A 23,398-nucleotide genomic window follows, 5' to 3' on the forward strand; every position below is an offset into this window, starting at 1 on the left:
CCTGGCAAGCTATACGCCTTATTGCCCTCCCCCCTTTCAGCCCGGTTGCCACCTCCTCTTTTCAAGCTTTCGCCCCCCTTGCGGAAGCGGACGCAAAAATAAAAAGCTTTTTTGCTTTGGCAAAATCTTTTTTAAGAAAAAGGAGAATCTTATCACTCAATCTCTGCTGTCCTTCCTTACCTTTTTAAAACACAACCTCCCTTGCGGAAGCGGGTGCAAAAGTATTGTAATTTGTTTAATTGGGCAAGGAATTGATAGGTATTTGTTCTTAATTGGATGTAAGAGGCTGGAAAAGAAGAAGAAAAAATTAAAAATTAATATTGCCCGATAGAAAGCAGCACCAAAGTACAAGCTTCCAATGTTTCAATCCCCTGTTTGGCCGCCAACTGTTCCAACTCGCTATTTTCCGTACCAGGGTTAAAAATGATCCTTTTCGGTTTTGTATCTAATATATATTGGTATAATCCGGGTTGGTTTTGCGGACCGACATATAAAGTGATGGTATCAATATCAGTGTGAATTGTTTCTGGTTTTTCAATTTGGACGCCTGCGACCTCTCCTTTTTTGATACCCACATTCACAATCGGATGCCCTTTTGCTTTTAAACGGTTTGCGGCAAGGTAAGCGTAACGGCTCGAATCAGGCGTTGCACCTAAGATAATTGTTTTCTTGTTTTCCATGTAAATGCTTCTTTTATCGGGTAAAAATTGGTTTGATACAAATAGCCTGACAATTACAACAACACTTTTGCGGCTGCTTCTGCACAATTTATACCATCAATTGCAGCAGAAATGATGCCACCCGCAAATCCGGCACCTTCCCCGCAGGGAAATAAACCTGAAATTTGCGGGTGCTGGTAAGAAAACTTATCGCGCGGGATTTTTACCGGCGAAGATGTCCTCGATTCTACACCTACCAAAATCGCCTCATTGGTATAATAACCTTTCATCTTTTTACCAAAACGCGGCAATGCTTCTTTTAGCCTATAAAAAACTTTGTCGGGCAATACTTCTTTTAAGGCCACACTTTTTGTTCCGGGAACGTAGGAATTAACCGGCAAATCGGCAGAAATCCTTCCTTCCACAAAATCAACCATCCGTTGTGCCGGTGCAATTTGGTTTTCGCCACCGGCAGCAAAAGCGGCTTTTTCTATTTGTTGTTGAAAGTTTAACAATCGAAACGGATCGTTTTCATCACCTTTTACATCTTCCAAATTAATTTGCACCACGGTTCCGGAATTGGCAAAAGGATTGTTTCGTTTGGAAGGACTCCAACCATTTACCACAATTTCTCCTGCTTTGGTTGCACAAGGCGCGATAATTCCGCCGGGACACATGCAAAACGAAAATACGCCGCGGTTATCAACCTGCTCCACCAAACTATAATAAGATGGCGGCAAATATTCTCCCCGAGCCGCACAATGATATTGCGATTGATCAATAATTTCTTGCGGATGCTCAATCCTCACACCTAACGCAAAAGGTTTTGCCTCAACCAAAATATTTTGCTGATGCAACAAATGGTAAATATCCTGCGCCGAATGTCCGGTTGCCAAAATCACCGCATCGCTTTTAAAAGTTTCGCCTGATGCTGTTTTTATGCCTATAATTTTGCTGAATAAAGTTAGAAAGGAAGTTACTTTGGTGTTGAAATGGATTTCGCCACCTGCATTTTGAATCGTTTCCCGAATTGCCGTGATAATTTGCGGCAGTTTATTGGTGCCGATATGCGGCCGGGCATCAACCAAAATATCTTTGGTAGCGCCATGGGCAGCAAAAGTATTTAACACTTGCCGGATGTTTCCGCGTTTGGTAGAACGTGTGTACAACTTTCCGTCCGAATAAGTCCCCGCGCCGCCTTCGCCAAAACAATAATTCGATTCCGGGTTTACGATTCCCTCTTTATTTAAAACCGCCAGATCGCGGCGGCGGTCTTTTACGTTTTTTCCGCGTTCGATGATCACTGGCTTCAACCCTAACTGGATACAACGCAAAGCGGCAAAAAGCCCGGCCGGGCCAGCACCAACAATTAAAACAGGTTTTGCTTCGCGGATGTTTTTATATTCAACAGAAAAAATTTCGGCCGAAGGGTTTTCATCAACATAAACCTCAATTTGCATTCGGTACAGCACTTGTTTTCCGCGTGCATCAATCGAACGTTTTATAGTTTTTAAGGCAGAAATCCGGGCTAAAGGAACTTTTATTTTTTGGGAAGCCAGCTTTTTTAATGCCAATTCGTCGTCCCGCTCTTGCGGCAAACAGGTTATTTCGATCTCGGTAATCATAATTTGTCAGGTTTTTATCCCGAATTGTAACAAAGGTATGTAATTTGCACTCGATAGTAATAAATTGATAAGTAATCAAAACCTTTGACCATGAAAAAAATCGTATTTGGAATTTTATGCCTTTTTACGGCAATGTCTTTAAGTTCGTGCAGCTACAACAGCATCGTTAAAAAAGATGAAAATGTAAAAGCAGCCTGGGGCGCAGTGCAAAGCCAGTACCAACGCCGTGCAGATTTGATCCCGAACTTGGTAAGCACTGTTAAAGGTGCCGCAAACTTCGAAAAAAGCACGTTAACTGCTGTTATTGAGGCCCGTGCAAAAGCAACTTCCATCCAAGTTGACCCATCAAAACTGACACCGGAATCCATCCAACAGTTTCAGGCTGCGCAAGGCCAGTTAGGTTCGGCATTGGGAAAACTGCTGGCTGTTTCTGAAGCTTACCCGGATTTGAAATCAAACGCCAACTTCCAAAGTTTGCAAACGCAATTGGAAGGCACCGAGAACAGGATCAACGTTTCCCGTCTTGATTTTAATACAGCCGTACAGGATTACAACAGTTCAATCCGCACATTCCCGGCAAATATCACTTCCAAAATGTTTGGTTTTACCGAAAAAGGATATTTTGCTGCCGAAGCCGGAGCGGATAAAGCGCCGAAAGTGCAGTTCTAATTTATTTTTGGATGATTACACTGATTTAAGTTGATTTCACAGATTCCTTAATGCTTCTTTTACCGGGTAAATTTTGGTAATGATCAACAAAAAAGTATGGGTAAAAGAAGCATTGATCCAATTATCCGTATAATCACTTGTTAAAAAATCGGTGTAATCATCTCCAATCAGTGTAATCATTTCCAATCAGTGTAATCACTCTAAAAATCAGTGTAATCCCCAAAAAAAATGGCACTATTTACAGAACAAGAGCAGCAGCAAATCAGAAAAGCGATTGAAGCTGCGGAAAAAAACACGTCGGGAGAATTGCGGGTTTGTGTGGAGAAAACTTGCAGTGAAGAAGCACTTGACCGTGCCGCAACTTATTTTAAGCAGCTAAACATGCACAAAACCAAGTTGCGGAATGGCGTGCTGATCTACCTTTCGACGGTTGACCGTAAGTTTGCCATTATTGGCGATGCCGGAATCCATAAAGTGGTGCCTGATAATTTTTGGGTCCAAACCAAAGACGTGATGCTGAGCCATTTTAAATTCGGAAACCTGACCGAAGGAATTACCGCAGGGCTGAAAATGGCCGGCGAACAATTGCAAAAATACTTCCCGAGCCAGGATTCCGACAAAAACGAACTATCCGATGACGTTGCTTTTATGGACGGCATTTAATTTAAAAATATGTTAAAGAAACTTTTGTTTGCCTGGCTGCTTTTGTGCAGTTGCGTAGGCGTATTTGCCCAACCATTTCCCGAAAAATCCAACACCCTGGTTACAGATTATACCGGGACTTTATCTGCCGATCAAAAGCAAAGCCTGGAGAACAAACTGGTTGCTTTTAACGATTCTACTTCTACCCAAATTGCGGTTGTGCTGATCAAATCGGTCGGCGAATATGATATTGCCGAATATGCAACGGGATTAGGCCGGAAATGGGGCATCGGACAAAAAGGTAAAAACAATGGAATTTTGGTGCTGGCTGCCATTGGCGACCGAAAAGTAACGATCCAAACCGGTTATGGCTCGGAAGGTGCCGTTCCGGATATTACCACGCATGAAATCATAGAAAATGATATTACGCCCAATTTTAAACAGGGAAATTATTATGCAGGATTGGATGCCGCTACCAATTCGCTGATTAAATATATGAAAGGCGAATACAAAGCGCCGGCAAAAGCGCAGCAACAAGCGGTGGGCGGCGGCGGTTCTATTTTCATCATTATTATTATCGTCATTGTGGTTTTGATTTTGATGCGCAGAGGCGGCGGTGGCGGCGGAAGCCAGGTAATTGGCGGCCGCGGCGGTGCAAGCCCGTTCTGGTGGTTTTTATTGGGCAACGCTTTAGGCGGAGGCGGCAGAAGCAGCGGTGGTTTTGGCGGTGGCGGTGGTTTTGGTGGAGGGGATTCCGGCGGCGGTGGTTTCGGTGGTTTTGGGGGCGGAAGTTTTGGCGGAGGTGGATCAAGCGGAAGCTGGTAATGCTTCTTTTAGCACCTAAAATATGATACGCAGAGATTTTATCCAGGCAGAAATTGCAAAGATTGCCCAAGCCCTCGCCAAAATATTAGGCTTAAAAAAAGCAGGAAATACGCAGGAAGCAGATGATTTGATCAACAAGAGCTTGTTGAACGACTTTGATTTGAAGTTGGACGACTTGCTGCTGCTGGATGAAAACCAGTTTAAAAAGCTTTTGGCCGACCGAAAATATCCGCCGCAAAAGTTGGATTTGTTAAGCCAGTTTTTGCTGGAAAGTGTTTTTCCGTTTCAACCTAATCCCAAAACTTTCCAACTGCTCGACCATATTCTGCTCATTTATCAACTATTGGAACAGGAGCATCACACGCAATCTTTTGAAAATTTAAGCCGAAAGCAAAACATCCTTCAATTTTTAAACCAAAACCAACAACATGGATAACCTGAAATGGGAAACACTTTCTACCGAATACATCATTCAAAAACCTTGGGCAACGATGCGAAAAGATACTTGCCGGATGCCAAACGGAACAATTGTAGATGATTATTACGTGTTGGAATATCCAGATTGGGCAAACGCCGTAGCGATAACCGAAGACAATGAGGTTTTATTGGTGAAGCAATACCGGCACGCGGCCGATGTGGTTTTGTTGGAAATCCCCGGCGGCGTGATTGATGCAGGCGAAGACCCGAAAACAGCCATGAAACGCGAACTTCTGGAAGAGACCGGTTACCTGTTTGAAGATATTGAGCAAATTTCTACCATGTATCCCAATCCTTCAACCGGGACAAACCGTTGTCATGTATTTTTGGCCCGCGGCGGAAAACTGGTACAAGGCCAAAAACTGGACGCACACGAAGAGATCATTGTTGAAAAAGTATCGATAAAAGAAGTAAAGCAATTGTTGGCCGAAGGCAAATTTGGCCAGGCTTTGCACATCAGTGCTTTGTTTTATGCTTTGGTTAAACTGGGCGAAGTGCAAATGTGATGCTTCTTTTACCCTATAAAAATTGGTGTTTGCATCAACCTAAACAAATTGAAAACCAGGCAGCCACCAATTTTTAGGCGATAAAAGAAGCATCGAACTAATTTAGATTAATTTTAAACGGAGGTTTTTCTGTTGATGGCCTTTTTTCCCCGGATCAGCATTTTTAACCGTTTCCGTTTTAAAGAAATATGGGCGGTGGCATCTTCGTTTTCTTCCAACTGGCTGCTATAGCTTGCAATAATATCACGATACGAAAGCACCCCGATCACTTGATGATTGGAGGTAGAGAGGACAGGCAATACTTCTGCGTTTTGCTTTGCCATCAATGCTACCGCCTGGCTTAAAGAAGCACTGTCTTTAACCCAGATTCGGTTTTCTTTTGCAATTTTTTCAAGCGTTGTTTCTGGGTTCAGCTTTTCCTGATAGATGTCTGTAATTTTAACCGTACCTGTAAATTCATTTTCATCGTTCACCGTTATCAAATAGCTTTCCTGAACCGGATTTGCAGACAGCCAGTCTTTTGCCTCTTTGATTGTAATACCGGAATTAAGGATCACTTGTTCATGTTTGATGGCCTGGGCAACACTTATCTTTTGTAAACTATCCGGTTGATAAGAATTAGGGGTAAAAACACCTCTTCTGGCAATCTTTTCCGTCATGATTGTGTTTTCCATCAGCAAAAACGAAATCAGGTAAGATGCCGTACAAGCCGCCAGCAAAGGCAGCAAAGCGTGGGATTGCATGGTTGCTTCGAGCGCAAAAACAATACTGGTGAGATAAGCCCTGGAAGCCCCGGCAAACATAGCCGACATGCCTACCAAAGCGGCCATCGGGATGCTGATGCCAGAACCTGGAAATTCCCTTAAAATAAAAGTGCCTATAATAGCACCGGCTGCGCCGCCTATTGTTAGCAAAGGTGCAAGTGTTCCGCCGGATGTGCCGCTGCCTAACGCGATTGCCCAGGACAGGAATTTAAACAAACACAAGCTGCAAATGAGGGTTAAAGGCCAGTTTCCCGAAAGGATGCCCGTAATATTATCATAACCCACGCCCAAAGTATGCGGGGCAAAATAACCGATGATGCCTACTGCCAATCCGCCGATTGCCGGCCACCACATCCAATGGACAGGCAATTCCTCAAAAGCGTCCTCGATCAGGTAAACTATTTTGGTAAGGCCTAAAGAAACAAAGCCAATAACGATGCCTAAAAAACTATACCAAGCCAGGGCAATATTTGATGGCATTGCCAGGTCCGGCATTGCAAATACAGGGCCTGGCTCAAACAATAAATGATGACCGGCAGCACCTGTTATACAGGCCAAAGCAACCGGGATAATGGATTTTGGCGAAAACTCAAACAACAGCAATTCGATAGCGAGGAAAATGGCAGCGATAGGCGTACCAAATATAGCTGCCATCCCTGCTGTGGCACCTGCCGCAAGGATTACTTTCCGCTCGCTCGATGTGATTTTAAACAATTGCCCCAATGTAGAGCCTAATGCGCCGCCGGTTGCAATAATCGGCCCTTCGGCACCAAACGGCCCTCCTGTTCCGATAGCAATGGCAGAAGAGATGGGTTTAAGAAAAGTTATGGATGGCTTGATTTTACTTTGATTGACCAAGATCTGTTCCATCGCTTCGGGAATGCCATGGCCCCGGATGGCCTTTGAACCGTACAAAGCCATCAGCCCAACTATTACACCGCCAATTGCCGGTACGATTATAACCCAAAGGCCCAAATGGTTGCCTGCCGGGCTATGAAAGTTAAGGTTGAACGACCCGTAAAAAGAGATATTGGTAACGAGGTTGATTAGGGCAACCAGCAATTTAGCGATCAAACTGATGGCTGCGGCCACAACTACCGCAAATACAGAAACCCTGATTAGCCGGCCTTTTTGAAAGTATGTTTTTTTAACTTGTTTTTCTTCTGTTTCAATATCTGTTAATGAGGGCGAAATGGGGATTCCATTTTGATGGGTACTGTTTTTCATAATTTTTCTGAAAGGTTATCAGCACAAAAAGCAGCTATGACATACATCTCATAACCCAACTAAATTTATTCTGATAATTTTTGCAAATATATTGTTTAAACAATATATTTAATTTGTTATTTTATAAATCTATTAATTTTTAATTGTAAAAACAATATTATATAGATTTAGACTGTTACGGACAAGTAGAAAAATCAGGTTCGCTTAAAACTTAAAAAGACCAAATTAAACTGGGCTTAACTTATAAAAACCATACATTGGCACTGCATCAATTTAAATAAACCAAAAACAAATGTTTACTGGTTTTTGGGTGATAAAAGAAGCATTAAAACAGATTGTGAAAATTTAAACAGACAAAAATTACCGGCATAAAAGAAGCATGAAGTTTTCAGATAAATTTAAAGCGACCTGTAATAATCAGGATATCCTCAGCAATGAAAGAAATTAAGCAGGGCTGCAACTTAAACAACTGCTTTTTATGCAAGCATTGTTTAAAAGACTGGGTTCCGGCCATCGGCATCCACAAAAAAAACTTTGAGCTGAAAAAAGGGCAGCAGCTTTTTAAGGAAGGCGATACGGTAACCGGGATTTACTTTGTGTTTTTGGGAAAGGTAAAAGTACACAAGCGGTGGGACGATGAAAAGGAACTCATTACCCGTTTTGCCCAACCGGGAGACATTATAGGGCATTTAGGTTTAGGCAACGATCCGGTTTATCCCGTATCCGCTACCGCTATCGAACAAAGTATGGTTTGTTATATTGACCTGCCCTTTTTTGAATCTACCTTAAACGTTAACCCTCAGCTTACCTATTCTTTGATGAAGTTTTTTGCAAACGAACTTCAGGAATCAGACAAAAGAATGCGCAACCTGGTACATATGCCGGTTAAAGAACGTATCGCTTTGGCACTATTAACCTTAAAAAAACAATTTGGCATCAACCCGGCGGGCGCAATAGCTATCGAACTAAGCCGGCAAGACCTTTCTTCCTTTGCAGCAGTATCTTACGAAACATTGTTTAAAGTTATCAACGAATTTTTATTGAACGGTTTTATCGAGGTTACAGGCAAAAGTTTTAGGTTGATCAATGAAAAGGCTTTATCAGAGATGGCATTGAATCTTTAAAAAACCAAAACAAGGATTTGTCAATGCTTCTTTTACCACCCAAAAATTGGCGGGAAATTAATTTGAGTTTGTCTGGAGCTGATGTAAACACCAATTTTTATAGGGTAAAAGAAGCATCTACATTTTTTTATGGATAATTTAAAAACTGTCCCTAATGCTTCTTTTACAGCATAAAAAAAGTCCTGACGAAAAAACCAGGACTTTTTTTACGGGTAAACTTTTGGCTTAATTCATCTTCAGTTTTTTCTGAATATCAGCAACATAAGTTTTAAATTTCTTGTCGGTATCAATTAAATCTTCCACCGTTTGGCAGGCGTAGATAACGGTAGAATGGTCTCTCCCGCCAAAAAACTGGCCAATAGTTTTTAACGAACTTTTGGTATGAGCTTTAGAAAGGTACATCGAAATTTGCCGCGCCTGTACAATTTCGCGTTTCCGGGTTGATGATTTTACCATCTCCACCGGAACTTCAAAATAATCGCAAACCAGTTTCTGAATGGATTCCATCGAAATCTCTTTGCTCGAATTTTTGATGAAGTTTTTTAGCATCTGTCGGGCCAAAGCCAAATCAATTTCCTTTTTGTTCAAGGTTGATTGTGCCAGCAAGGAAACCATGGCGCCTTCCAGTTCGCGCACATTGTTGTCAATGTTATGGGCAACGTATTCGATCACTTCCTGCGGCAACTCGATCCCGTCCTGGTAAATTTTCTTTTTCAGGATCGCCATCCGCGTTTCCATGTCCGGGATTTGCAGATCGGCAGAAAGCCCCCACTTAAAGCGGGACAATAAACGTTCTTCCAGCCCGGCCAAATCTTTAGGTGATTTATCAGAAGTCAGGATAATTTGCTTTCCTGATTGGTGCAAGTGGTTAAAAATATGGAAGAAAATATCCTGCGTTTTATCGCGGCCGGCAAAATTGTGTACATCATCCACAATCAAAACGTCCATCGCCTGATAAAAATTCACAAAATCGTTGATGTTATTGTTCTTAAGTGATTCGACAAATTGCGTCGTAAACTTTTCGCAGGAAACATACAGTACCAGTTTTTCCGGAAAAGATTGTTTGATCTCATTGCCGATGGCTTGCGCCAAATGCGTTTTTCCGAGGCCAACCCCGCCATAAATCATCAGCGGGTTAAAAGAAGTGCCGCCGGGTTTTGCAGCCACAGCATATCCCGCAGAACGCGCTAAACGGTTGCAATCGCCTTCGATAAAAGTCTCGAAAGTGTAGTTCTGGTTCAACTGCGGGTCAACCTGTAATTTCCTTAATCCGGGGATTACAAAAGGGTTTTTAATGTCTTTGTTGATCGAAACCGGGATCGGCATAGACTGGTTTTTTCCTTCGCTCCCGTTTCCGTTTGATGGCATATTGGTAGTATAAGGTTTGGCCGAAGACTGCTCCATCACAATGTTATACTCCAGCCTGCCTTCTTCGCCCAACTGGTTTTTTATAGTTTTACGCAATAGGCTCACGTAATGTTCTTCCAGCCATTCATAAAAGAACAAACTCGGAACCTGGATTGTAAGCACACTTCCTTCCTGTCGGATAGCTTTAATAGGCTCAAACCAGGTTTTAAAACTTTGTGTCGGAATGTTGTCCTTAATGATGTTAAGGCAATTATTCCAGATATGCGTACCCGTTTTTTCCATATATTTTTTACTAAATGTCGTTTTCAATACTGCCAGCCGTGTTTCTGATAAACCGGTTTGGAAGACCGAAGATTCAAAAAAAAGATGTGGAAAAAAACTAAAATCTGGGATTTTTTATAATCTGCTCAAAGGCAAGCAGATAAGAAATCCACCCTGCTTTGTGCAAAAAAAGTTAACAAAAACACTTTGTTATCCATGCTTTTTTTATAATGAATGTGTTTACCTTAAATTAATATCGAAAAGGGCCTCAAATCCCAATTCGTTGATAATTAGAAGCTTAAATATTAAGGGAATGTTAACCAAAACTTGTGTAATTAAAAAAACAGCATTTTTTACGGCAGAATAGCCTTTTTTATAATTACTTATCCACAATGCTGTTTTTATGCCTGTTAATGTTGGAAAAGTTGGCGGGCATCCTCGCGGATCAGGGCGGCGGCAACATCATATGGGTTGTTTTCCATATTGCCCATCTGCTCTAAAATGAGCTTGCTGAAATCAAACCCGCTGGCATGTGGCGGCAATACTTTTACCGCACTGTTTGCCAAAGAAATGGTTTCGTTTTTTATCCGTTTTACAATTTCCCAGGTATTTGGGCTTACATATAGTTGCTGCGTAATGTTGTGCTGAAATTCATTTCGGATCTCGCCCAAAACCTGGTAATGCAATTCGGTAGCCAAATAGGCAGGATCGTTCAACCGTACCAACAAATTAACAGGATTGGTACGGTCAATAAACAAAAGCAACCGTTCATAAGCTTGCAGTTGTAACGATAGCTGATTATTTGCTGCGTTTGGGTCGAGGATAGATGTAGGCTGCTTTTCCAATCTGTCCAAATACGGTTTTAACAGATAAAAGACCGCCACGATGAGGATTAAACCTGAAATTACAGTTCTGAAAATATCTAAAAAATAACTGTTGATCATAAAAAAATGAATGTTGGTAATTGGTCATAAACTTTAAGTGCAACACTTAATTGTGCAATTTCGGTTATATTTGTTTTCAAATAAAAATTTATAAAAATGAACACTGTTATAGAAGCCGTTTCAGCACCAGTTTCCTTTACCGAAGGTGCTGTTTCTGAATTAAAAAAGCTGATTGATCAGCAGGAAATCAGTCCTGATTTTGGTCTTCGTGTAGGTGTTGAAGGCGGAGGCTGCTCTGGCATGAACTATATTTTGGGTTTCGACCAGAAAAAAGAAGGCGACCAGGAATTTTTAATCAACGGGATCAAAACTTTTATGCACAAGGCGCATGGTTTGTATTTGGCCGGCATGCAAATTGATTTTCAGGACGGATTAAACGCCCGCGGTTTTACTTTCAACAATCCAAACGCGGCCAGTACTTGTGGCTGCGGTACTTCCTTTTCTGTTTGATGCTTCTTTTACCGGCATAAAAATGCGCTGGCCAAATTGACCGGCGCATTTTTTTATAGCAACAACTGGTTTTTTAAGGGATAATCAAAAAGCAGTTTTTCTAAATAAGTGGTTTTCAACGATTTTTCTAAAGCTGCGGCATGGCGCAAATGGTGCATATCGCTGGAAATAAAATCAACCAGGTTTTGATCCACCAAAGCTTCGGCCAGTTCTTTGGTTTTTGAACCGTAATAGCCTGTCAAAGAAATGGTGTTCAATTGCAGATCGCAGCCCCAGCTTTTGATATTTTCGCAGTTTTCAATGTTCAAATACAAATAACGCTCGGGATGAGCCAAAATGGGTTTGTAGCCTTTTTCCCGTAAACTTTGGATAATTGGGATCAAATTCGGGTGAACATCAATGAAAGACATTTCGAACAACAAATAATTGTCGCCCATCGTCATCACTTTGCCTTCATCAACCAGCGTTTCAAAACCTTCGTCCAGCAAATGTTCGGCTGCTGCGGTCAGTTCAATATCTATTTCCTGTTTTTGCAGCTCTTTTTTTAAAACCTGTAAAGCAGCATCAATGGTTTCGGGCGTGTTGCGGTAATAATCAATCATGATGTGCGGCGTGGCAATGATTTTTTTAAAACCTAAATCCTGCATTGCCTGCACCAATTCAACCGATTCTTCCAGCGTTTGGGCACCATCGTCAATTCCCGGCAGTACATGCGAGTGCATATCTACCCCAACCGTACTAAAATCAAAACGTCTTCCGTGCTCAACCTTTTTTCCGAAAAGCCCAAACATCTTAGCGGTTTTCGTACTGCTCCTGATAGTATTGCTTGTAATTGCCTGAGGTGATGTTGTTTAGCCAGTCTTCATTGGCCAAATACCAGTCCACGGTTTTTTCCAGACCCTGCTCAAAAGTAACGCTTGGCGTCCAGCCCAATTCGTTTTTTAATTTGGTTGCGTCAATGGCGTAACGCAAATCATGGCCGGCGCGGTCTTTTACATAAGTGATCAGTTGTGCTGATTCGCCTTCTTCACGACCCAACTTCTGGTCCATTATCTTGCACAGCAATTGCACCAAGTCAATATTTTTCCATTCGTTATGGCCGCCGATGTTGTAAGTTTTACCAGCTTTTGCATTGTGGAAAATAACATCAATGGCACGTGCATGGTCTTCAACCCAAAGCCAGTCGCGGATATTTTCGCCTTTGCCATAAACCGGGATTGGCTTTTTCTCCTGAATATTGTGAATAGTTAAGGGAATCAGTTTTTCGGGGAAATGGTTAGAACCGTAGTTGTTAGAACAATTCGAGATCACTGTGTCCATTCCGTAAGTATCCTGATAAGCACGGACCAAATGATCAGAACCTGCTTTGGAAGCAGAATACGGAGAATGCGGATCGTAAGCAGTTTCTTCGGTAAACATGCCGGTTTCGCCCAAAGTACCGTAAACCTCATCGGTAGAAACATGGTAAAAACGGGTTTTGTCGTATTTTCCTTTCCAGCATTCGCGGGCAGCGTTCAACAGGTTTGCCGTTCCAACCACGTTCGTCATCACAAATTCTAACGGATTAGTGATCGAACGGTCCACATGAGATTCGGCCGCCAAATGTATTACGGCATCCGGCTGCTCCTGCGCAAATAAATCATGGATAAAAGAAGCATCAACAATATTGCCTTTTACAAACCGGTAGTTTGGTTCATCTTCAACATCCCGTAAATTTTCCAGGTTTCCGGCATACGTTAACTTATCTAAATTGATGATTTGATATTGCGGATAAGTTTTAACAAAACGGCGCACTACATGTGAACCGATAAACCCGGCTCCTCCGGTAATGATTATTTTTTTTTCCATAAAAGCTTAGGGCAAATTTTTAAATTTACTTATTAAAATTTCCATGCTTCTTTTACCACCTAAAAATTGGTGAGTGCATGATTTTTAATTTGTTTAAAACTGGTACAAACACCAATTTTTATAGGGTAAAAGAAGCATTGACATTTTTTTGCATAAGCTTAAATAAATTATTAATGCTTCTTTTAGCTACTGATTTTTTATAAAGGGTTTGCGTTGATGTATTTTTCCCAGTTCCAGGCCGAAAGCATCATTTGGTCAACATCCAATTCTGATTTCCATTTTAGCTTTTTGGCCGCTTTGGATACATCGCCCCAAACTTTTTCCACATCGCCCTGGCGACGCGGCCCGATATCGTAGTTCAATTTTACACCGGTCGAATTTTCAAAAGCATGTATCACTTCCAACACAGAACTTCCTTTGCCCGTGCCAATGTTAAAAACATCATAACCGGTAAAATCGGGAGAGGTTTCCATGTACTTTAAGGCAGCAACATGTGCTTTTGCCAAATCAACCACATGGATATAATCGCGGATATTGCTGCCGTCGGGCGTATCATAATCATCACCAAAAACGGTTAATTTTTGCCTTTTGCCGATAGCAGTTTGCGTAATAAACGGGACTAAGTTTTGAGGGACACCAATTGGGAGTTCGCCAATCAAAGCAGAAGGATGTGCGCCAACAGGATTGAAATACCTTAGTGAAATAATTTTATAAGCGCTGCCGGAAGCAACCACATCCTGCAAAATCTCTTCTGAAACCTGTTTGGTATTACCGTATGGTGAGGTTGCTTTTTTTATCGGTGCTTTTTCAGTAACCGGCAATTCATCAGGCTGGCCGTAAACGGTGCAACTGGAAGAAAAAACAAAATTTAGTTTCTTTCCCTTGTATGCTTCCAGCAGGTTGATCAGCGAAAAAAAGTTGTTTTTGTAATACATTAACGGTTTTTGCACCGATTCTCCCACTGCTTTTGACGCTGCAAAATGGATGATGCCAGCCAAATCAGGTTCCTTGTTTACCAGTTCTGCAACCTGCTGTTCGTAGCGAAGGTCCAAATCATAATAAGTCGGTTTAAAACCTAATATTTTACCTATCTGGTCTAATATTTTAGGGTTTGAGTTGGAGAGGTTATCAACAATAACCGGTTCAAAACCTGCATTTACCAGTTCTACAACGGTATGCGATCCGATAAAACCCAAACCGCCTGTAACCAAAATTTTTGACATGATTATTTATTATAGTAAGCAAAATCTTTGTGTTGAATTTCGATGTCCGGCAATGATTTAAAGTATTCGTAAGTGATTTTCAACCCTTCGGCGCGGTTAACTTTTGGTTCCCATCCCAGGATTGCGCGGGCTTTTGTAATATCCGGGCGGCGTTGTTTCGGATCATCCGTTGGCAACGGCTTGCTCACCAATTGCTGGTCGGTTCCGGTTAGTTTGATGATTTCTTCCCCAAACTGTCTGATTGTGATTTCGTCGGGATTGCCAATGTTCATCGGTTGCACGTAATCGCTCATCAACAAACGATGGATCCCTTCCACCAAATCATCTACGTAGCAAAAAGAGCGTGTTTGAGAACCATCACCAAAAACTGTAAGCTCCTCTCCCCTTAAAGCCTGACCGATAAATGCCGGCAAAACACGTCCGTCGTTTAAACGCATCCGCGGACCGTAAGTATTAAAAATACGGATGATCCTGGTTTCTACACCGTGAAAAGTATGGTAAGCCATCGTTATCGCTTCCTGGAAACGCTTGGCCTCATCATAAACGCCGCGCGGGCCAACCGGGTTTACGTTGCCCCAATATTCTTCGGGTTGTGGGTTTACGCTTGGGTCGCCATAAACCTCGGAAGTGGAAGCAACCAGGATACGTGCTTTTTTATCTTTGGCCAAACCCAATAAATTATGTGTGCCGAGCGAACCAACTTTTAAAGTTTGGATCGGGATCTTCAAATAATCAATCGGGCTGGCAGGCGAAGCAAAATGCAAAATATAATCCAACTTGCCCGAAACATGCACATATTTGGAAACATCGTGGTTGTAAAACTCAAAGTTTTCCAGCGGAAAAAGATGTTCAATATTGCGCAGGTCGCCGGTAATTAAATTGTCCATCGCAATTACATGGAAACCTTCTTTGATATATCGGTCGCACAAGTGAGAACCTAAAAACCCGGCGGCACCGGTAATTAAAATACGCTTTCTGTTTTCCATTATTCGATAGTTTTCCTTCCGATACTGCTATAATAAAACCCGTTTTTAGTCATTTTATCCAGATCGTATAAGTTCCTGCCATCAAAAATAACATTATTCTTCATTTTCTCTTTCATGTATTGAAAATCCGGCGTTCTGAAAACGGACCATTCCGTAACGATCAGCAAAGCATCTGCACCATCTAAAGCCGCATAACGGTCTGGTGCATAAGTAATTTTATCGCCTAATAAACGCTTTACGTTTGGCATTCCTTCGGGGTCATAAGCCACAACAGATGCACCTTCTTTCAGCAGCTCTTCAATAATGTACAAAGCCGGTGCTTCGCGGATGTCATCTGTTTCCGGTTTGAAAGCCAAGCCCCAAAGCGCAAACTTTTTGCCCTGGATGCCATCTTTATAATATTCCAATACTTTTTTTACCAGCTTTTTCTTCTGTACTTCGTTCACTTCCATTACCGAATCCAGGATCTTGAAATCATAGCCATGTTCTTTGGCCGATTTTGCCATCGCCTGTACATCTTTCGGGAAGCAACTGCCGCCATAACCTACACCCGGAAATAAAAAGCGTTTACCAATCCGCGCATCGGCACCGATACCGGCACGCACCATATCTACGTTGGCGCCAACCAGTTCGCACATGTTGGCCACTTCGTTCATAAAAGTAATTTTGGTAGCGAGGAATGAATTGGCCGCATATTTTGTCAGTTCCGAAGAACGCTCGTCCATAAACAAAATCGGGTTTCCCTGGCGCACGTAAGGACTGTACAATTCTGCCAAAATTTCGCGTGCACGTTCATCTGTTGTTCCGATCACCACACGGTCCGGTTTCATAAAATCTTCTACCGCAACACCTTCACGCAAAAACTCAGGGTTAGAAACCACCGCAAATTCTACCGAAGTATTCTCTTTAAAAACAGCCGTTACTTTATCTGCCGTACCAACCGGAACGGTAGATTTGGTAATAATCACTTTATAACTTGTAATCAGTTTGGCAATATCTTTTGCCGCGCCCAAAACGTAACTCAAATCCGCCGAACCATCGCCGCCCGGAGGCGTTGGCAAAGCCAGGAAAATCACTTGCGCTTCTTTGATGGCTTCGGGCAAATCTTTGGTGAAATGCAAGCGGTCTTGCTTGATGTTCCGGTGAAAAAGCTGCTCTAAACCAGGCTCATAGATCGGCAATATACCGTCTTGCATGGCCTTTACTTTTTCTTCGTTAATGTCTACGCAGATCACCTCGTTTCCGGTTTCTGCAAGGCACGTTCCTGTAACTAATCCAACATAACCTGTTCCTACTACGGCTATTTTCATATTTCAAAATTTGTTTTAATATTATATTTTACCTTCGACGAATATATAAATTATTGTTTACAGATGCTTTTTTTATACCGTATCAGCATTTTTGGCTATCAGTTTGGCATCTGGCTGGCCTCTTTTTTCAACCCGAAAGCAAAATTATGGATCGAAGGCCGCCGCAAACAAAAGCTTGTTACGTTAAATGAAAGTATTTGGTTCCACTTTGCTTCACTTGGCGAGTTTGAACAAGGGCGGCCGGTGCTGGAAAAAATGCGTGCCGAAAATACATCGGTAAAAACAGTAGTTACCTTTTTTTCCCCTTCGGGATACGAGGTACGAAAAAATACGCCTTTGGCTGATTATGTTTATTATTTGCCTTTGGACACGCGGAAAAATGCCAGGGAATTTCTAAATGCCATCAACCCTAAAATTGCCGTTTTTACCAAATACGAGTACTGGTATTTTATGATGGACGAGTTGTACCAGCGCGAAATACCGCTGTACATGATCTCGGCAATCTTCCGTCCGCAGCAAATATTTTTCAGAAGCTATGGTGGCTTTTACCGCGACATGCTTCTTTTAGCACAACATTTTTTTGTTCAGGATGAAGTTTCTAAAACGTTGCTGAAAGAAATTAATATTGATAACGTAACGGTGAGCGGCGACACGCGTTTCGACCGCGTTTGGGAAAATGCACAAAACGCAGGACCGCTGCCTGCAATTGAAGAATTTAAAGGAAATCAAAAAGTTTTTATTGCCGGAAGCACCTGGCCGCCGGACGAAGATTTGATTGCCAAACTGGTTTTGATTTACTCGGACTGGAAATTTATCATTGCGCCGCACGAAATCAGCAAAGAAAAAATTAATAATTTGCTGCAAAAACTTCCAAAAGAAAAAACGGTTTGCTATTCTGAAATTGCTGCTGATCCTGCTTTGTTGGAGCAAAAACAGGTTTTGGTGATTGATAACATTGGTTTATTGTCCAGGCTTTATCAATATGGAAACCTGGCTTATATTGGCGGCGGTTTTGGCACCGGCATCCACAACACGTTGGAAGCTGCGGCTTTTGGTTTGCCGGTTATCTTCGGCCCGGTTTATCAAAAATTCAAAGAAGCCAAAGATTTGATTAAACTGAACGCAGGTTTTTCGGTGGTAAACGAAGCATCACTGGAAAGTATCGTAGCGCGCTTGATTGAAGATGAGGATTTTTATCGAAAAGCATCAACCAACGCTAAAAATTACACAAAGCAAAATACCGGCGCAACGGACATAATCATGAATTATATCAGAACTCATGATTTTTTGAACTAAAGAAGAATTTTTTCAAATGCTTCTTTTATCGGCATAAATTCTTTCAACAAAATCAGGGTTAGCAAGCGGCACTGTCATTTCGACCGCAGGGAGAAATCTTATTTCAACCAGAAAAACTTAAACTGCTTTGAAGAAGATTTCTCCCTGCGGTCGAAATGACAAAGCGCAGCAACCGTTCATCTTAAAAATCACAAAAGTTTAAGCAACCGCCATTTGCCGCAAAGCCTCCACAAACTTCGGCGAATCGTTTAAACTTTCTACCAATTGGATTTTTTCTCCGCCCAAAGCTTTAAACTCTTCGCCGTACTCAACTGTAACTTCGTAAACAGTTTCCAAACAATCGGCCACAAAAGCAGGACAAAATACCAGCATTTTTTTGATACCTTTTTTAGCCAGTTCGGCCACTACTTCAACGGTATAAGGTTTTACCCACGGGTCGTTTCCCAAGCGCGATTGGAAACAAATGGTGTATTGATCTTTGTTCAAATTCAATTTTTCAGCAATTAAACGCGCCGTATCATGGCATTGTGCCGAATAACAAAATTTGTTGGCATCGGTTAAAGTAGCGCAGCAATTGTCAACTTTTAAACAATGTTTTTGGGTCGGGTCGGATTTGATCAATTGCCTTTGCGGCAAACCATGAAAGCTGAACAAAATATGATCGTAGGTTTCAGGCTGGTATTTCCGCCCGTTTTCGGCAAAGTTTTCGATCATCAATTCGTTGTCATGAAATGAATTAACAAAAGAAAGATCAGGGATAGTGAGCCATTTGCTGACCAGTTCCATCACTTTTTGATACACCGAACCGCTGCTGGCTGAAGCATATTGCGGAAACAAAGCAATCACTTTTAAACTGTCCACATTGGCCGCCTTTAGTTTTTCCAAGGCAGATTCTATCGAAGGGCTTTGATAACGCATGGCCAGTTCTACCTGATAACCATCGCCCAACTTTTCCTGCAACAATTCGGCTTGTTTGATACTGTAGTATAATAAAGGGGAGCCGTTTTGGTCCGACCAGATTTCGCGGTACAACTTAGCAGATTTCGGCGAACGAAAAGGAACAATGGCGCCTTTTACCAGTAATGTGCGCAAAACCGGATTCACGTCAATCACACGGCCGTCCATCAAAAACTCGTCTAAATATTTGCGTACATCTGCTGTTTTCGGGCTGTCGGGCGTACCCAGGTTCACCAATAAAACTCCTTTTTTTCCCATAAACTATTTGCGGCAATGCTTCTTTTATCGTGCAAAAATAGGTTTTATTGGATTGGTAAAGGTTGAAAAAGACCAATGAAAATCAATTTTACGGTTTTACAACATTTAAATTTCATTTACTTAAATTTGATTTATGAGCGTACTGGTAAACACAAAAAACGAACAGGAAGAAAAAGTTTTATTGGCTTTTTTAAACAGCTTACATTATAATTATCAATTTGGTTTTGAAGCTGAAGCAGATCCAATTAACGCTTCGTTTCTTGATCAATACAACAATGAAATTGATCAGGCTGATTCAGAAATAGAGGGTGGGGATTTTGTTAAGCACGAAGATGTTGAACTGCTTTTTCAACAGAGAAGAAAAGTGCTTTAATGGAAACATGCTTCTTTTAGCACAAAAAATTGGTGCTAAAAGAAGCATGAGAGATATTATGATGGAAATTATAAAACGTTGCTACCTATAAACCTTAAAATAATAAACCTTCTTTTTACCGCTTTCATCAAGAGTTAAGTCAGGTCTCCACAAATTAAATAAGTTGTAATGTTGGTCTGTAGATTGAAAATCTATCAAAAAGTTTGCCTTGGTGCATTTATCATTTTTTCTATATACGTTTGCAGCATTACTTATGGTTATAACATACCTTCCTGTATCTTTTGGGATAATTGCCATGTTAAATTTATAATAGCCATTTTCTTCTTTAAAAAGAACCTCCTGATTAGTTGAAGGATCAATAGAATTTACTTTTGAACCTTTTAACATAATCAACTGAAAATTAATAATAGCACCGACTTCTTTTTTTGATGGTAAAAATCTTAATAAAGATACCACATTGCCTAAATTCCCTGCATTACTATAATCAACGATATTACCAGATTGTAGGTCTTTTAATTTAGTTAAGGTATTTACGTTTAAATACATAGTGTCACTTATTCGAATACTATCTTTACTGGGAGTTACATTTTCACCAATCTGAAAATTGTAAGTAGTATTGGCACAGCCTAAACCGTTCTTACCACAACTGTTAAATATTATAGTTGTACCTATTCCTAATACAACTATTAAATAAATTTTAATAGCCATATTGATTAAATAAATATGTTACTGCTGCTGACTGATTGCTACCGTTTTGCTGCAATAGGTTAGTTCGATAACTTGCTAAATTATTAATACTTGAATTAAACGCATTAAACATTTGCTGATTAGTATAACCGGAGACTTGATCATTTACCATTGACGTATATACTGAAAATAATTTTTGTTATCTATTATATCATAAAACAATTTCTGCATAGTTCGTAATTGAAAGTTGGGATTTGTATTATTACAAACCCCAACCGGTAAATTAATAAACTTTAAAACAATAAGTATTTGTAAGTTCTACGCCTTCTATCTTATATCCAGGCCTGTTATCCTGATATAGATAAAGATGTTGTTTGGTATTTTCAAAATTAATTAAATAAGTGGCTTTAGTACATTTGTCAGTATTACGGTAAACGTTTCTTGGATTATCCATCGCTGAAAAATATATCCCCTTCTTTTGAGCTACGATTCCAAGTTTAAAAAGATATTGTTTGTTCACTTCTGCAAACAGGTATTCTCTGTTTCTTTCAAAAAACGAGTTAGTTACATCCCTTCCTGTTACGAGGATGTATTTGAAATCACCAGCAGCGGGGACTGTACCAGGATCCGCCACGCTGCCACCGATAAGTTTTTGTATAGAAAAAACAGTTCCGAGGTTGGTAGCTCCGGAATAGTCAATCACTTGCTTTGATGCAATATCTGCCAAGCTAACGGGAATTGTCGTTTCATACCATATTGTATCACCAATACGAATGCTGTCCTTATCAGGATAAGCTTTTAAGCCAGTTTGAAAAGTAAACGTAGTATCAGCGCAACTGTTTCCTTTTCTTCCGCAACCAATTAGACCGGTTAAAACAATGTAGAACACTACTACAATAGAGTATTTAGATTCAATAGCCATATTGACTAAATAAATAGGTTACTGCCCCTGATTGATTATTACCATTTAGCTGTAAAAGGCTTGACTTATAGCCAGCTAATGAGTTAATACTTGAATTAAAAGCATTAAACATTTGCTGGTTTGTGTATCCGGATACTTGATCTGTTACAGGTGATGTTTCATTTCTCGTGTCCTTCAAATCATAAAATATACCTTGTGGGATCCAAAAGAATGGATCGTTTGTACGATATGGACTAAAATCTTCCAATAAGTTTAAATGACTACTTAAGCCATATACTGGTGAGTTATTGGAATAACCTATGCCTTGCTCAACTGCTGAACCACTTTGGGTTCCGTATTGTTTGTCTGCCAGATACTGTCCCATGTAATAAGCCCAGCTTTCGCCTAATGCTATTTTGTCATGAAACTCTCCCGTACTTCGACCGTATGGAATGTAGGTATTATCAGATGCAAACGCTCTTATCAATGTAGTAATTTCCGCATCAACAAAAGCTCCATACCAACTATTACCCAGAGCAGCATAATGTGCAGAATGGGTAAGTTCGTGGTATGTTGTTTCTTTTAATGCATCAGATGTTGGATATTGGTAACTTATAGCAATGTCAATCTGATGTTTAAGAACGGCAACAAGTGCACTTAAACCTCCTGCAATGGGGGATGCTGCAGTAAATAAGAATGTATATACAAATTCACTTGGCAAGGTATTTATTACTCTTTTGTTCCACATTGGAGTAGCTGCTCCGCTAACTGCATTGGTCAACATTATTTTTATCCCTGTTGGTGGCTGCCCGATACCTTCCTGCGGTGCATATTCCCGATAATCCTGTACCGCATTATGGGTTGTTGCCCCAGCCCAGTACCTGTTTCCTTTAGAGCCTGGATCTGTGTAAAGAGGAAATGTATAGCTAATATTGCTTTTATCACCACTATAAACGCCAAGCGTTTTTTTAATTGGGAAAAGCATTTGCCATAACCGAACACCTCTTAACCCGCGCACTTCTGCATCTGAGTTTTTAAATTTAACGTTTATCCGTACTTTGTTTTTAAAACGTTTTGTAAGTCGGTAATTTCCGCTGTTATCGGTAAAGCCCCGTTCAATTTTAAACCACCGTCTAGCAACAACCGTTGCCTTTCTTACAGGCCGGTTAGTATTCGTTTGTGTATCATAAACAAGTATTCCACCTCCCGGTACTGATGCATCTGCAGCTGGTGCAGGCGGCTGTCCTCCGCCGCCACCTCTGTTAGGAACGCAGTCTCTTGCGATAGGGTCCCAATAAAAACCCGGATCACAATTTTGAGCAGAATTAGGACTGGGATTTTTATTTATCGAATTGGTTGTTGGGCTTACCATCATACTATTACTGACACCTTGAATTCTTTCAGCCTCAGTTTCCACGGCAGTATAATTATCGCCCGGGATATGTATTTGTGCCAGGGTTTCATATTGTATCCCTGCCGGAAACTGAAAATCAGGTGGCACAACGGCATATTGCCATGTTATTTGTTCTTGTGGTATAGAAGGGTCTTGATAATAATCCCCTTCATACATCACATCATAATCTACGGGCGTATCAAAAACTTCTAAATTTTGATTTTCCATTGTAGAAGTCAAAACATCTAATTGATCTACATCAGCAGGTTTAAAACGAACATAAAGGTTGGTAACATTTACCGGAACATTGGTAATGCCCAGGTTTTGATAGGCCTGTTGCATATTAGGAATGAGATAAGGGTTATTAAGCTGATTACCTAAAACCGTTAACCTTTCTGTTCCGTCATCATCATGATTTTCAAAAACTGATGTAGCTAAGCTTTTAAACATCATGGAAGTTGATAAACCTTTTAAATTTGTGGAAGATGAATTTGTCCCTTTACTCAAGGTTTTGACATACTCTGATTCATTTTTTTACAAGAGACGGATAATAGTAAGAAAACCAAAAATCCGTAGTAGTAGAGATTTTTTTTCATGATGGTCTTATTTAAGTTTAAAAGAGGAA

General features: G+C 40.9%; 25 protein-coding genes. 10 read left to right on the forward strand and 15 right to left on the reverse strand.

Annotated elements, in window-relative coordinates:
* The coding region (locus tag V5804_RS00420; RefSeq protein ID WP_369589398.1) for a hypothetical protein at positions 1–188 on the forward strand (188 nt) is incomplete at its 5' end.
* Between the two features lie 126 nt (positions 189–314).
* Here the strand turns inward: V5804_RS00420 and V5804_RS00425 are convergent.
* Positions 315–680: a CoA-binding protein gene (locus V5804_RS00425; protein ID WP_369589399.1), complete on the reverse strand. Its 366-nt coding sequence runs from the start codon at positions 678–680 to the stop codon at positions 315–317.
* 53 nt (positions 681–733) lie between these two features.
* Positions 734–2,284, reverse strand: a complete 1,551-nt coding sequence (locus V5804_RS00430; RefSeq protein WP_369589400.1) for an NAD(P)/FAD-dependent oxidoreductase — start codon at positions 2,282–2,284, stop codon at positions 734–736.
* A 90-nt stretch (positions 2,285–2,374) separates the two neighbouring features.
* Between V5804_RS00430 and V5804_RS00435 the strand changes: the two genes are divergently transcribed.
* Entirely contained in the window at positions 2,375–2,953 is a 579-nt protein-coding gene (locus V5804_RS00435) for a LemA family protein (protein WP_369589401.1), read from the forward strand.
* 36 nt (positions 2,954–2,989) lie between these two features.
* On the opposite strand, the gene V5804_RS00440 is transcribed toward V5804_RS00435, so the two are convergent.
* A complete protein-coding gene (locus V5804_RS00440; protein WP_369589402.1) occupies positions 2,990–3,133 on the reverse strand; it encodes a hypothetical protein in 144 nt (47 codons plus the stop codon).
* Positions 3,134–3,181: 48 nt separating this feature from the next.
* Between V5804_RS00440 and V5804_RS00445 the strand changes: the two genes are divergently transcribed.
* Genes V5804_RS00445 through V5804_RS00460 form a run of 4 tightly spaced genes read left to right on the forward strand, consistent with a single transcriptional unit; the run spans position 3,182 to position 5,403 of the window.
* The gene (locus V5804_RS00445; protein ID WP_369589403.1) at positions 3,182–3,616 is read left to right on the forward strand and encodes a TPM domain-containing protein; all 435 of its coding nucleotides are present in this window, start codon (positions 3,182–3,184) and stop codon (positions 3,614–3,616) included.
* 9 nt (positions 3,617–3,625) lie between these two features.
* The gene (locus V5804_RS00450; protein ID WP_369589404.1) at positions 3,626–4,420 is read left to right on the forward strand and encodes a YgcG family protein; all 795 of its coding nucleotides are present in this window, start codon (positions 3,626–3,628) and stop codon (positions 4,418–4,420) included.
* Positions 4,421–4,442: 22 nt separating this feature from the next.
* Positions 4,443–4,856: a hypothetical protein gene (locus V5804_RS00455; protein ID WP_369589405.1), complete on the forward strand. Its 414-nt coding sequence runs from the start codon at positions 4,443–4,445 to the stop codon at positions 4,854–4,856.
* Entirely contained in the window at positions 4,849–5,403 is a 555-nt protein-coding gene (locus tag V5804_RS00460) for an NUDIX hydrolase (protein ID WP_369589406.1), read from the forward strand. Before V5804_RS00455 ends, V5804_RS00460 begins: the two co-directional genes overlap by 8 nt.
* 113 nt (positions 5,404–5,516) lie before the next feature.
* Here V5804_RS00460 and V5804_RS00465 read toward each other — a convergent pair whose 3' ends face one another.
* Entirely contained in the window at positions 5,517–7,394 is a 1,878-nt protein-coding gene (locus V5804_RS00465) for a chloride channel protein (protein ID WP_369589407.1), read from the reverse strand.
* A 434-nt stretch (positions 7,395–7,828) separates the two neighbouring features.
* Here V5804_RS00465 and V5804_RS00470 point away from each other — a divergent pair, with 434 nt between their 5' ends.
* Positions 7,829–8,518 (forward strand): Crp/Fnr family transcriptional regulator, encoded by a 690-nt coding sequence (locus V5804_RS00470; RefSeq protein ID WP_369589408.1) that lies wholly within the window; start codon positions 7,829–7,831, stop codon positions 8,516–8,518.
* Between the two features lie 225 nt (positions 8,519–8,743).
* On the opposite strand, the gene dnaA is transcribed toward V5804_RS00470, so the two are convergent.
* Positions 8,744–10,168, reverse strand: coding sequence for a chromosomal replication initiator protein DnaA (dnaA, locus tag V5804_RS00475; RefSeq protein WP_369589409.1), 1,425 nt, complete (start codon positions 10,166–10,168; stop codon positions 8,744–8,746).
* Between the two features lie 389 nt (positions 10,169–10,557).
* Positions 10,558–11,091: a hypothetical protein gene (locus tag V5804_RS00480; protein WP_369589410.1), complete on the reverse strand. Its 534-nt coding sequence runs from the start codon at positions 11,089–11,091 to the stop codon at positions 10,558–10,560.
* Between the two features lie 96 nt (positions 11,092–11,187).
* On the opposite strand from V5804_RS00480, the gene V5804_RS00485 reads away from it, so the two are divergent.
* Positions 11,188–11,541, forward strand: a complete 354-nt coding sequence (locus V5804_RS00485) for a HesB/IscA family protein (protein ID WP_369589411.1) — start codon at positions 11,188–11,190, stop codon at positions 11,539–11,541.
* A 53-nt stretch (positions 11,542–11,594) separates the two neighbouring features.
* Here the strand turns inward: V5804_RS00485 and V5804_RS00490 are convergent, their stop codons facing one another.
* The 5 genes from V5804_RS00490 to V5804_RS00510 all read right to left on the reverse strand — a co-directional run bounded on the left by V5804_RS00490 (position 11,595) and on the right by V5804_RS00510 (position 16,908).
* The gene (locus tag V5804_RS00490) at positions 11,595–12,332 is read right to left on the reverse strand and encodes a tyrosine-protein phosphatase (protein ID WP_369589412.1); all 738 of its coding nucleotides are present in this window, start codon (positions 12,330–12,332) and stop codon (positions 11,595–11,597) included.
* 1 nt (position 12,333) lies between these two features.
* A complete protein-coding gene (gene rfbB / locus V5804_RS00495; RefSeq protein ID WP_369589413.1) occupies positions 12,334–13,389 on the reverse strand; it encodes a dTDP-glucose 4,6-dehydratase in 1,056 nt (351 codons plus the stop codon).
* Between the two features lie 197 nt (positions 13,390–13,586).
* The gene (gene galE / locus V5804_RS00500) at positions 13,587–14,612 is read right to left on the reverse strand and encodes a UDP-glucose 4-epimerase GalE (RefSeq protein WP_369589414.1); all 1,026 of its coding nucleotides are present in this window, start codon (positions 14,610–14,612) and stop codon (positions 13,587–13,589) included.
* A gap of 2 nt (positions 14,613–14,614) precedes the next feature.
* Positions 14,615–15,598 (reverse strand): UDP-glucuronic acid decarboxylase family protein, encoded by a 984-nt coding sequence (locus V5804_RS00505; protein ID WP_369589415.1) that lies wholly within the window; start codon positions 15,596–15,598, stop codon positions 14,615–14,617.
* Positions 15,598–16,908, reverse strand: a complete 1,311-nt coding sequence (locus V5804_RS00510) for a UDP-glucose/GDP-mannose dehydrogenase family protein (RefSeq protein WP_369589416.1) — start codon at positions 16,906–16,908, stop codon at positions 15,598–15,600. The genes V5804_RS00505 and V5804_RS00510 overlap by 1 nt, the downstream gene beginning before the upstream one ends.
* Before the next feature lie 63 nt (positions 16,909–16,971).
* Between V5804_RS00510 and V5804_RS00515 the strand changes: the two genes are divergently transcribed.
* Positions 16,972–18,204, forward strand: coding sequence for a 3-deoxy-D-manno-octulosonic acid transferase (locus V5804_RS00515; protein WP_369589417.1), 1,233 nt, complete (start codon positions 16,972–16,974; stop codon positions 18,202–18,204).
* Between the two features lie 198 nt (positions 18,205–18,402).
* On the opposite strand, the gene hemH is transcribed toward V5804_RS00515, so the two are convergent.
* Complete coding sequence (hemH, locus tag V5804_RS00520; protein ID WP_369589418.1) at positions 18,403–19,419, reverse strand: ferrochelatase; 1,017 nt, start codon at positions 19,417–19,419, stop codon at positions 18,403–18,405.
* A gap of 133 nt (positions 19,420–19,552) precedes the next feature.
* Between hemH and V5804_RS00525 the strand changes: the two genes are divergently transcribed.
* Positions 19,553–19,792, forward strand: coding sequence for a hypothetical protein (locus tag V5804_RS00525; RefSeq protein WP_369589419.1), 240 nt, complete (start codon positions 19,553–19,555; stop codon positions 19,790–19,792).
* Positions 19,793–19,873: 81 nt separating this feature from the next.
* Here the strand turns inward: V5804_RS00525 and V5804_RS00530 are convergent, their stop codons facing one another.
* The 3 genes from V5804_RS00530 to V5804_RS00540 form a co-directional block, all read right to left on the reverse strand.
* On the reverse strand, positions 19,874–20,500 hold the full coding sequence (locus V5804_RS00530) for a hypothetical protein (protein WP_369589420.1): 627 nt from the start codon (positions 20,498–20,500) through the stop codon (positions 19,874–19,876).
* Positions 20,501–20,762: 262 nt separating this feature from the next.
* Entirely contained in the window at positions 20,763–21,401 is a 639-nt protein-coding gene (locus V5804_RS00535; protein ID WP_369589421.1) for a hypothetical protein, read from the reverse strand.
* Positions 21,391–23,280, reverse strand: a complete 1,890-nt coding sequence (locus tag V5804_RS00540) for a hypothetical protein (RefSeq protein ID WP_369589422.1) — start codon at positions 23,278–23,280, stop codon at positions 21,391–21,393. The genes V5804_RS00535 and V5804_RS00540 overlap by 11 nt, the downstream gene beginning before the upstream one ends.
* Positions 23,281–23,398: the final 118 nt, after the last annotated feature.

Source organism: Mucilaginibacter sp. (genome assembly GCF_041088075.1).
Classification (GTDB): domain Bacteria; phylum Bacteroidota; class Bacteroidia; order Sphingobacteriales; family Sphingobacteriaceae; genus Mucilaginibacter_A.